At 64.7% G+C, this 9,491-nt stretch carries 12 protein-coding genes; 2 read left to right on the top strand and 10 right to left on the bottom strand.

The features are described from left to right. The 3 genes from VIR09_RS19790 to VIR09_RS19780 form a co-directional block, all read right to left on the bottom strand. Window positions 1-479: biotin carboxylase N-terminal domain-containing protein (locus VIR09_RS19790; RefSeq protein WP_332014409.1), on the bottom strand; the 479-nt coding region annotated here is incomplete at its 3' end. A gap of 8 nt (window positions 480-487) precedes the next feature. Beyond that, entirely contained in the window at window positions 488-730 is a 243-nt protein-coding gene (locus VIR09_RS19785) for an acetyl-CoA carboxylase (protein WP_332014408.1), read from the bottom strand. Between the two features lie 39 nt (window positions 731-769). Continuing rightward, window positions 770-1,546, bottom strand: coding sequence for a 5-oxoprolinase subunit PxpA (locus VIR09_RS19780; protein WP_332014407.1), 777 nt, complete (start codon window positions 1,544-1,546; stop codon window positions 770-772). Window positions 1,547-1,809: 263 nt separating this feature from the next. On the opposite strand from VIR09_RS19780, the gene VIR09_RS19775 reads away from it, so the two are divergent. Beyond that, entirely contained in the window at window positions 1,810-2,721 is a 912-nt protein-coding gene (locus tag VIR09_RS19775) for a LysR family transcriptional regulator (protein ID WP_332014406.1), read from the top strand. A gap of 13 nt (window positions 2,722-2,734) precedes the next feature. On the opposite strand, the gene VIR09_RS19770 is transcribed toward VIR09_RS19775, so the two are convergent. From VIR09_RS19770 to VIR09_RS19740, 7 genes are read right to left on the bottom strand one after another with little or no spacing between them, the layout of a single operon-like run. Beyond that, window positions 2,735-3,895 carry an acyl-CoA dehydrogenase family protein gene (locus tag VIR09_RS19770; RefSeq protein WP_332014405.1) on the bottom strand — a complete coding sequence of 387 codons (1,161 nt, stop codon included), beginning with the start codon at window positions 3,893-3,895 and terminating at the stop codon, window positions 2,735-2,737. Between the two features lie 17 nt (window positions 3,896-3,912). Then, window positions 3,913-4,305: a MaoC family dehydratase gene (locus tag VIR09_RS19765; protein ID WP_332014404.1), complete on the bottom strand. Its 393-nt coding sequence runs from the start codon at window positions 4,303-4,305 to the stop codon at window positions 3,913-3,915. Window positions 4,306-4,313: 8 nt separating this feature from the next. Beyond that, on the bottom strand, window positions 4,314-4,709 hold the full coding sequence (locus VIR09_RS19760) for a hypothetical protein (protein WP_332014403.1): 396 nt from the start codon (window positions 4,707-4,709) through the stop codon (window positions 4,314-4,316). Continuing rightward, complete coding sequence (locus VIR09_RS19755; protein WP_332014402.1) at window positions 4,706-5,107, bottom strand: Zn-ribbon domain-containing OB-fold protein; 402 nt, start codon at window positions 5,105-5,107, stop codon at window positions 4,706-4,708. The genes VIR09_RS19760 and VIR09_RS19755 overlap by 4 nt, the downstream gene beginning before the upstream one ends. Window position 5,108: 1 nt before the next feature. Then, window positions 5,109-6,260: a thiolase family protein gene (locus tag VIR09_RS19750; protein ID WP_332014401.1), complete on the bottom strand. Its 1,152-nt coding sequence runs from the start codon at window positions 6,258-6,260 to the stop codon at window positions 5,109-5,111. After that, window positions 6,257-7,066 (bottom strand): enoyl-CoA hydratase/isomerase family protein, encoded by an 810-nt coding sequence (locus VIR09_RS19745; protein ID WP_332014400.1) that lies wholly within the window; start codon window positions 7,064-7,066, stop codon window positions 6,257-6,259. The genes VIR09_RS19750 and VIR09_RS19745 overlap by 4 nt, the downstream gene beginning before the upstream one ends. After that, a complete protein-coding gene (locus VIR09_RS19740) occupies window positions 7,063-8,211 on the bottom strand; it encodes an acyl-CoA dehydrogenase family protein (RefSeq protein WP_013395519.1) in 1,149 nt (382 codons plus the stop codon). Before VIR09_RS19740 ends, VIR09_RS19745 begins: the two co-directional genes overlap by 4 nt. A gap of 227 nt (window positions 8,212-8,438) precedes the next feature. On the opposite strand from VIR09_RS19740, the gene VIR09_RS19735 reads away from it, so the two are divergent. After that, window positions 8,439-9,440: a tripartite tricarboxylate transporter substrate binding protein gene (locus VIR09_RS19735; protein WP_332014399.1), complete on the top strand. Its 1,002-nt coding sequence runs from the start codon at window positions 8,439-8,441 to the stop codon at window positions 9,438-9,440. The last annotated feature ends 51 nt before the right edge of the window (window positions 9,441-9,491 follow it).

Here is a 9,491-nt window from a genome sequence, read left to right as displayed (position 1 = left end):
GCCGCATGGGTCAGGGCTTCTTCCAGCGACGACAGTACGCCAACGCTGCCCGGCACGGTGGGCACCCCGGCCGCCTGGGCGCAGGCGCGCGCCGCGGCCTTGTCGCCCATGGTGCGGATGGTGGCGGCGTCCGGCCCGACGAAGATCAGGCCGGCATCGCTCACGGCCTGCGCGAATGCCGCGTTCTCCGACAGGAAGCCGTAGCCGGGATGCACCGCCTGGACGCCGGTGCTGCGGGCGGCGTCCAGCAGCGCTTCAGTATTGAGGTAGCTGCGCGTCGCGTGCGAAGGGCCGATGAGCACCGCTTCGTCGGCCATGTGCGTGGCCAGCGCGTCGCGGTCCGCTTCGCTGTAGACGGCCACGGTGCGCATGCCCAGTTCGCGCGCGGCGCGGATGATGCGCAGCGCGATTTCGCCGCGGTTGGCCACCAGCACCTTGTGGATGTTGCGGGGGCGGTATGGGAGATTGAGGTCGGACATGGCGCCGCTTATCCCTCGATGCGCAACAGCGGCTGTCCGGCTTCCACCGGTTCGCCGTCTTCCACCAGGATCTCAGCCACCACGCCGCCGGTGGGCGTTTCGATCTGGTTGAATTGCTTCATGACTTCGACGATGCCGATCACGGCGCCGGCGGCCACCGTGGCGCCCGGTTCCACGAAAGGCGCTTCGCTTGGGCTGGGACGGCAATAGAAGGTTCCGGGCAGAGGGCTGGGAATATCGTGCAACGGCATGGGTTTCTCCTTGGAATGTTGTTCGGGGTGGCTGGCGGATCAGGGGCCGGTCACGCTGGGAGGCGCGATCCGGATGCCGTGGCTCTCCAGCTTTTCGCGGGTGGCGCGCACCAGGGACAAGGCGCCGGGCGTGTCGCTGTGTATGCAGACGGAGTCGAAATCGATGGCGATGTCCTGGCCTTCGACCGTGCGGACGCGTCCCTCGGTGCAGGCGCGCAGCACGTTTTCGGCAACCTGGGCGGGATCCAGCGGCTGCGTGTAGCGGGTGAAGACGATCGAGCCGCTGGCGTCGTAGTCGCGGTCGGCGTAGAACTCGCGCACCACGGGCTGGTTCAGTTCCCGCGCCAGCCGGTAGGTGACAGAGCTTTCCATGCAGTACAGCGCCAGCGTGGGCTCCAGCTCCTGCAGCGTTTCGATCAGGCGCCGCGACAGGGTTTCGTCGCGGGCGGCCTGCATGTACAGCGCGCCATGCGGCTTCACGTGCTGCAGCCGCAGGCCGTGCAGGCGGGCAAACTCGCGCAGGGCGCCCAGCTGATAGACGATGTCATGCACCAGCGCTTCCGCGCTTTCGCGCATGTCCCGCCGGCCGAAACCCACCAGGTCGCGAAAGCCCGGGTGGGCGCCGATGCAGACGCCGTGCTCGCGGGCCTGCAGCACCGTGCGGTTCATGATGCGCGGATCGCCGGCATGGAAGCCCGTGGCGATGTTGGCCGAACTGATCAAGGGCATGATCGCGTCGTCCACGCCGTCCCCGATGGTCCATGGGCCGAATCCTTCGCCCATGTCCGAGTTGAGGTCGATGCTGCGCTTGCTCATTGCGGGAGGCCTCCTTCGCGTTGCTCGCCGCATGCGTAGCGGCGTGTGACGTGAACATTAGCCAAGCGCGCAGGGGATAAAAAGATCTTTTTATTGATCGGTCAGTATCGAATTTTTAGATATCCAAAGGCCAACCAAATACGCGACACTGAATCGCTTTCCTATGAAAAATAAGGGATACCCCTGATTCGATCGGAATTATTTCGAGTCGGATAAGCAGATATTCTGAGAACGAGATATCGATTTAATTGATAGGGAGCGTCATGTCGATCACCTTGCGTCAGCTCAAGTACTTCGTCGCTGCGGCCGAACTTGGCCAGATTTCGCAGGCGGCGATCCAGCTGGCGATATCGCAGTCGGCCATCACCAGCGCCATCCGCGAACTGGAGGTTACGGTGGGTACGGCCTTGTTCCTGCGCGGCGCGAACGGGGTGACGTTGACCCACAGCGGCCGCACCTTCCTGAACCATGCCTACAACATCCTGGCTTCGGTCGACGAAGCCTTGCGCATGCCCGCGGCGGCGGAGGAGGTTTCGGGCCGCCTGCTGCTGGCAGCGTCCTACACCGTGATCGGCTACTTTCTGCCGTATCACCTGCAGCGGCTGTCGCAGTTGTATCCGCGGCTGGATATCCAGCTGCACGAACTGAACCGCAGCGCGATCGAAGAAGGCCTGATCGCCAACCGCTATGACGTCGCGCTGCTGCTTTCGTCCAACGTCGCCAATCCGGATCTGGCGGTGGAGCATTTTTTTGGTTCGCCGCGGCGCCTCTGGCTGCCCGCGGGACATCCCTTGCTATCGGTGGACACCGTGACGCTGGAGGACGTTTCGCGCGAACCCTTCATCATGCTGACCGTGGACGAGGCGGCCTACACCGCCTTGCGCTACTGGAACGAAACCCCTTTCAAACCCGACGTGCGGCTGCGCACCTCATCCGTCGAGGCGGTGCGCAGCATGGTGGCCAACGGCAGTGGCGTGGCGCTGCTGTCGGACATGGTCTACCGGCCCTGGTCGCTGGAAGGCCGGCGCATTGAAACGGTCCAGCTCAAGGATCCGATACCGCCCATGAACGTGGGGCTGGCTTGGCGCCGGGGAGCGGAGGTGTCGCCCGCCATGCAGGTGGTGCGGGACTACTTCCGGCATGCCTACACCGCGCAACGGGGCGGAGCGGGCTGAGAACACGCTGGCGCTATGCGCGCTTGCCGGGATGTATGCCCATGGTTTTCGCGATGACCTCCAGCATGATCTCGTTGGCGCCGCCGCCGATGGCCGTCTGCCGCAAGTCGCGATAGGCGCGCGAGATCCAGTTCTCGTTCATGACCCCTTGGCCCCCCCAGAATTGCAGGCATTCGTTCGGGATCTTCATGGACAGCTTGCCCGCGTAGTATTTGGCCATGGAGGCGAACTGGGCGATATCCTGTCCATCCATGTATAGATCGATGGCGCGGTACAGCAGCGAGCGCAGCGCCTGAATCTCGGTCTGCATCTCGGCCAGCTTGTGGTAAACGACCTGATTGGACAGGATTGTGCCGCCAAATACCTGCCTTTGGCCCGCATATTCGATGGTTTCTTCGATGGCCCGCTCCATCGAGCGCATGCTGCGCGCCGCCACGAACATGCGTTCTTCCTGGAACTGCTCCATCTGGTAGATGAAGCCCATGTTCTCTTCGCCGATGCAGTTGCTCGCCGGCACCCGCACGTCGTCGAAGAATAATTCGGCGGTATCCGAGGCGCGCAGGACCAGCTTGTCCAGCTTGCGCGAGACGCTGACGCCCCGCGATTTCAACGGCACGATGATGAGCGATTTGTTCTTGTGCGGCCCGCCTTCTTGCGAGGTGTTGCACAGCAGGCAGATCCAGTCGCCCTGGACGCCGTTGGTGATCCACATCTTCGATCCGTTGATGATGTAGTCGTCGCCGTCGCGCCGTGCCCAGGTCTTGATCCGCGACACGTCCGATCCCGCCGATGCCTCGCTCACGCCGATGCAACCGACCAGGTCGCCCGCGATGGTCGGCGCCAGGTATTCACGTTTGAGCGCATCGCTGCCATGGTGCGCCAGGGCAGGGGTGCACATCGTGCTCTGCACGCCGATGGCCGAGGTCAGCCCGCTGGACCGGACCTCGCCCAGGGTCTCGGCGAAGACCATTTCGTAGCTGAAGTCCAGCTCCATGCCGCCGTACTCCGCGGCCTTGCCTATGCCCAGCAGGCCCGCGGAACCAAATGCCTTCATGACGCGGTGGGCGGGGAATATCTGCTCGGCCTCCCATTCGTCCAGATAGGGATCGAGGTGTTCGGCGATGATTCGACGGGTGGTCCGCTCGAGTTCGCGATGTTCGTGGGTGAAGTGCATGGCAGTTCCCGGTTGGTTCAGTTGGCGGTCTGCGTGCCGGCGCCGGCGAGCGTTACCTGGCCGGCTATCAGCGCGACGCCGTCGGCATCTTTGACCCACACGCCATAGTGTCCCGGCGCATCGGCGAGACGTTCGCCGCCGGCGGTGATGAGGCCGCCGGCGTGCAGCGGCTTGAGAAAGCGGATGTCCAGATCGAAGCGTTCCAGGGCGCCGGCGCCAAAGGTGCGCGCCAGCGATTGCCAGATCAGGTTGACCGACAGCGTGCCGTGGGCGATGGTGCCGCCCATGGGGGTGGCGGCAGCGAACGCCGGGTCTACGTGCAGCGGGTTGAAGTCGTTGGTCAGTTCGGCGTAGAGATCGATATCCGCCTGCGTGACTGTCATGGAGACTGCTTCAAGGGTAGGCGTCATGGCGTGTCCTAGGCTGCCCAGATCAGGTTCATGCGGCCGGTATATAGAGGGCGTCGCGCCGCGCCCTCGCCGGCGACTTCCAACTGGAGATAGCGGCGTTCGCCCCGCATTTCCTTGCCTATGCAGCGCACCGTGGAGCGGATGCGCTCGCCGGCTTGCGGCAGACCGAGGACGGATAGCGCCTGCCGCGCATGAATGTTGCCGGGCGGGCGCGGCGTGACCACGTTCAGGTAGGCGCGCATCATCAGCGCGACGGCCAGACCGGCCTGCCGGGCAGGCGCGTCCTGCGCGTGCGAGCCGAACAGGCGTTCCCAGAGCGCGAGCAGCCTGGCGTCCAGCGGTTCTTCCCAATCGCCCAGCATCGTGCCGGGAGTGAAGCTGTCATAGGTGTAGAGCGTGCTCATGGCATCTCCGGTTCCGCGATCGGCAGCAGGTCGTCGCCGCGGGGCTCGAATCCGATCCGCACCCTCTGGCCGATGGCGAGCGGCGGGTTGGCGCCGCCGCGCGTGTTGACCATCAGCCGGAATCCTTCGTCCAGGTCGACCAGGGCAATCACATAGGGCGTTGCGGTCTTGAATGCCGGCGTCGGGGCGCGATGCACCGTGGTGTGGCTGAGTACGGTGCCCAGGCCGGCGGACTCGTTCCAGTCCAGCCGCAGTCCATGGCAATGGGTGCAGACACTGCGCGGAATGCGCTGCACTGCGCCGCAATCGGCGCAGGTCTGGTAGCGCAGCTTGCCGCCGCGGCAGCCATCCCAGAAGGACCGGGTTTCGGCGGTGGGGCGTATCGAGGGTTTTTCCATGTCAGGCGGCTCCCAGGACAAGTGAGCAGTGGGCGGACAGGATGCCGCCGTCCCCATGCACGAAGGCCAGTCTGGCGCCATCCACCTGGCGTTCGTCGGCCTGGCCGCGCAGCTGGTGGACGGCTTCGACCGCGTGGAACATGCCTCCGGCCGCGCCGGAGTGACCATAGGACAGCAAGCCGCCGTGCGTATTGCAAGGCAACGCGCCGCCCAGGCCCAGCTCGCCTTGCAGGGCGGCGGGCCCGGCTTCGCCGCGCGCGAAGAAGCCAATGGATTCCAGTTCGACCAGCAAGGTGATGGTGAACGAGTCATAGATGAGCGCGACATCGATGTCAGCCGGTTTCAGGCCCGCCGCCGCGAACGCACGCGCCGACGAGGCCTTGCAGCCGAAGTCGACGAGGCTGGGAGCGGACACGATGTGTTCGTGCGTATGGCCCTGGCCCGCCCCAAGGATCTCGATGGCGGGGCGCAGGCCATCGCCGCAGGGGCGGCGGCTGATCACCAGCGCCGCGCCGCCGTCGGAAACCAGGCAGCAGTCGAGCATGCGCAGCGGCGTACTGATTTCGCGGGAGTTCAATACGTCGTCGATGGAGATCGGTTCACGCTTGTGCGCCTTGGGGTGCCGTCCGGCGTGGCGGCGGTGCTCCACGGCAATGGCCGCCAGATGTTCGGACGTCACGCCGTAATCATGCATGTAGCGCTGCGCGACCAGCGCATAGGAGGCGGGCACGCTGATGCCGAAGGGCCGCTCGAACTGGGGGTGGCCGACTTCGGCCAACGCTGCCACCGCGCCGTCGCGAGACAGCCCCGTCAGGCGGTTGTCGCCCGCCACGACCAAAACATGGTTGCACTGGCCGCTGGCCACCAGCGCAGCGGCCTGCATGACCATGATGCAGGCGCTGGCTCCACCTGCCTGTATGGCGGTGCAGAAATTCGGGCTCAATCCGGCGTATTCGCAGAACACGGAGCCCAGCATCAGGTGGGGTTCGGTAAACGAGTAGGCGCACAGTACGCCGTCTATATCGCCGGCCTCCAGGCCAGCATCGCGTATCGCGCCGAATGCCGCTTCCGCGTGCAGGCCCATGCAGCTGGAGCCGGACAGCTCGCCGACGCGGGTATCGCAGGCGCCGGTGATGTAGGCGTTCATGCTCATGCGGCGCCGTCCTTGCCGGGCTTGGCGGGCCAGTTGAACGCGAGGGGCTGCTTGTCCAGAAAGCGTGCCACGGCGTCGTCATGATAGGCCGTGTGCAAGGCCAACGCCTGCGCATGGGCTTCCAGTTCCGCCAGCGTATTCTGGTCGAGATTGAAGGAGCGGTTGAGGATGTTCTTGGACATGCCCAGCGCCTCGGTCGAGGCGCTATGGAAGCGGGCGGCGAGCGCCAATGCTTCGTCCAGTAAGGACGGCGCTTGGACGATACCGTACAGCATGCCGAGCGCGCGCGCTTCATCGGCATCCACTTCGCGCGCCGAGAACACCAGTTCCTTGGCGCGTTGCAGTCCGACGATGCGCGGCAGCAGGAAAAAGCCGCCCAGGTCGGGCACCAGGCCGATGCGTCCGAACACGGCGCAGAAACGCGCCGCGGGGGTACCGAGTATGAAATCGCAGGCCAGCGCCAGATTAAAACCGGCGCCGAAGGCGGGGCCGTCCACCGCCGCGATGACGGGCTTTTCCAGGTTGACCAGTTCGTGGAACCAGGTATGCAGGCGGCGTATGCGGTCCCGGTCCTTGTAGACCGGGCGCTTGGCTTCGGACAGCGATTTCAGGTCGCCGCCCGCGCAGAACACGCCTTGGGCGCCTGTTATGACCACCGCCTTCACGGCATCGTCGTCGCGCGCTTCGAGGACGGCTTCAGCCAGGCTTTGGCGCACATCGAGGTCGAAGGCATTGCGCCGTTCGGGGCGGTTAAGGGTGATGATGAGCGTGGCGCCGCGGCGCTCGCGCAGGACGAAGTCGTTCATGGCTTGAACCCCAGGCTGTTGGCGATGATGTTCTTCTGGATTTCGCTGGTGCCCTCGCCAATGATGTAGACGAGAGCGTCGCGGTGGATGCGGCCCACCGGGTATTCGCGCATGATGCCGGCGCCGCCGAATATGCGGATGGCCTGTTCGCTGACCGACACGGCGGTTTCACTGGCGACCAGCTTGACGCGCGCGGCGGTGGCGGCGTCCAGGGTTCCCTGGTCGACCCGCCAGGCGCCGTAGTAGACCAGCCAGCGCGCCGCCTCGATCTGCGCTGACATTTCGGCGAGCTTGTGGCCGATGGCCTGGTATTGGCCGATGCGCTTGCCAGCCACCAGCCGGTCGTTGGCGTAGGCGGTGGCGGCGTCGAAGGCGGCGCGCGCCATGCCCAGCGCATTGGCCGCCACGCCTACGCGGTTTTCGCTCAGCGATTCCAGGATCAGGGGATACGTGCCTTCGGTTTCGCCCAGCAGGCAGTCGTCGGGCACGAAGGCGTCGTCGATGTGGATCAACGCCGTTTCCGAGGCGCGTATCCCTTCCTTCTTGAGCTTGGAAATATCGAAGCCCGGATTGGGCAGCTCGACGATGAAGAGGCTGATCGATTCCGGGCGGAGCTCGGGGCTGGTGCGTGCGGCCACCAGCAGGAAGTCGGCGAAGGGCGCATTGGTGATGTACAGCTTGCTGCCATGCAGGCGCCAGCCGCCTTCGACGCGTTCGGCCCGGGTCTTCATGGCGCGCACGTTGGAGCCACCGTCGGGTTCGCTCAGGCCGAACCCGGCCACTTTTCGTCCCGCCAGCGCTGGCGCCAGGAAGCGGGCCTTCTGCGCGGGCGTGCCGGCCTTCCAGATGGGCCAGATGCCTAGATGGGTATGCGCCGACCAGGTCGAGGCGAACCCCTGGGACAGATAGCTCAGCTCTTCGCGCACGATGCAATCGCTGACCTTGTCCAGGCCGCTGCCGCCATCGGCTTCCGGGTAGCGCACGCCCAGCAGGCCCAGGTCGCCCCAGCGCTGGAATACGTGCTTGGGGAAGGCTTCCTGTTCTTCCGCGTCGAAGACCAGGGAGGAGAGTTCGTCCTGGCAAAGCCGCCGCACGGTGTCGCGGACGGCTTCGTGCTCGGTGGAAAAGGCAAAGCTCAAGCTCACGGATAGGCTCCTTTTGTCTCTGCGGGTGACGCCCGCTATCATCAATCTCGGACGGCTAGTTATTCGTTATAGAGAAAAATATTCTCGTTAAAAAATATAATAGCCAGCGTTCGTTGATGCGTCAATCATTTGGGTGTTCGGTTTTGTCCTTGACAAGCCAGAAGGTCAATCCTAGACTTTATTCGCTATAAAGATAAATATTCGCTATAAAGAATAAAGGAGACAACATGAAGACCGGAATACCTCTGCTTCAATCCTCATTCTCATCGCGGGTGGCCAGCGCCGCCGTGGCTGCCTTTATGGCCCTGGGCTCAGGTGCGGCGGCCTCCGAGCCTGCTTACCCGTCCAAGCCGATCGAGGTGATCGTGGCCTCTTCGGCCGGCGGCATTCTGGACACTATCGCGCGCACTGCCGCGCACGGAATCGAGCGTCTGGGCCAGCCCGCGGTGGTAAAGAACCTGCCGGGCGGCGGCGGCACCATCGGCACGCAGGCGGTGGCCCGCGCGCCGGGCGACGGCTACACCCTGGGAGCGGTGGCGACCAGCCACGCAATCAACCCCAGCATGTACGCGAAGCTGCAGTACGACACGGCGCGCGGCTTCAGCAACATTACGCAGATGGTGGAGCTGACCAACTTCCTGGTCGCCAATCCGTCGATTCCAGCGTCCAATCTGAAGGAATTCATCGCGCTGGCGAAGGCCAAGCCGAGTACCCTGACCTACGGGTCCGCAGGGGTCGGGCAATCCAACCATCTGTCCGGTGAATTGCTGCAACAGGCGGCTGGCATCAAGCTGGTGCATGTGCCCTACCGGGGCAGCGCCCAGGCACTGACGGACCTGCTCGGCGGTTCGCTGTCGGTCATGTTCGTCGACGCGCTTTCGGCCGAACCCTATGTAAAGTCGGGGAAGCTGAAGCTGATCGCCATTACCGGCCTGGAGCGGTCGCCGGCCTATCCAGACTATCCCACGCTGAATGAGTCGGGCTTGCCGGGATTCAACGGCAACACCTGGCTGGGCCTGGTTGCCCCGGCCGGCGTGCCCAAGGGTATCGTCGAAAAGCTGCAGGGAGCGGTGCGGGCGGAGTTCGAAGATCCCGTGGTGCGCAAGCGCCTGCTCGGGCAGGGCGTCATTCCGGTCGCCTCGGCGCCGCAGGCTTTCAGCGAGTTCCTGGACGGCGAGATGAAGCGCTGGGCCCAGGTCATCAAAACGGCAGGCATCGATGCGAACTGAAATGACGGATGACGTGACTATCGCCGGCGGCGGCGCCGCGACCGCCATGCC

The sequence above is a fragment of the Achromobacter sp. genome, from assembly GCF_036567245.1.
GTDB lineage: Bacteria > Pseudomonadota > Gammaproteobacteria > Burkholderiales > Burkholderiaceae_B > Achromobacter.
This window is presented reverse-complemented; position numbering and strand designations above follow the sequence as displayed.

What these genes read in the sequence shown, in the direction of transcription:
- VIR09_RS19785 (WP_332014408.1), bottom strand. Translation starts at nt 730, where the DNA reads ATGCCGTTGCACGATATTCCCAGCCCTCTGCCCGGAACCTTCTATTGC.
- VIR09_RS19780 (WP_332014407.1), bottom strand. Translation starts at nt 1,546, where the DNA reads ATGAGCAAGCGCAGCATCGACCTCAACTCGGACATGGGCGAAGGATTC.
- VIR09_RS19775 (WP_332014406.1), top strand. Translation starts at nt 1,810, where the DNA reads ATGTCGATCACCTTGCGTCAGCTCAAGTACTTCGTCGCTGCGGCCGAA.
- VIR09_RS19770 (WP_332014405.1), bottom strand. Translation starts at nt 3,895, where the DNA reads ATGCACTTCACCCACGAACATCGCGAACTCGAGCGGACCACCCGTCGA.
- VIR09_RS19765 (WP_332014404.1), bottom strand. Translation starts at nt 4,305, where the DNA reads ATGACGCCTACCCTTGAAGCAGTCTCCATGACAGTCACGCAGGCGGAT.
- VIR09_RS19760 (WP_332014403.1), bottom strand. Translation starts at nt 4,709, where the DNA reads ATGAGCACGCTCTACACCTATGACAGCTTCACTCCCGGCACGATGCTG.
- VIR09_RS19755 (WP_332014402.1), bottom strand. Translation starts at nt 5,107, where the DNA reads ATGGAAAAACCCTCGATACGCCCCACCGCCGAAACCCGGTCCTTCTGG.
- VIR09_RS19750 (WP_332014401.1), bottom strand. Translation starts at nt 6,260, where the DNA reads ATGAGCATGAACGCCTACATCACCGGCGCCTGCGATACCCGCGTCGGC.
- VIR09_RS19745 (WP_332014400.1), bottom strand. Translation starts at nt 7,066, where the DNA reads ATGAACGACTTCGTCCTGCGCGAGCGCCGCGGCGCCACGCTCATCATC.
- VIR09_RS19735 (WP_332014399.1), top strand. Translation starts at nt 8,439, where the DNA reads ATGAAGACCGGAATACCTCTGCTTCAATCCTCATTCTCATCGCGGGTG.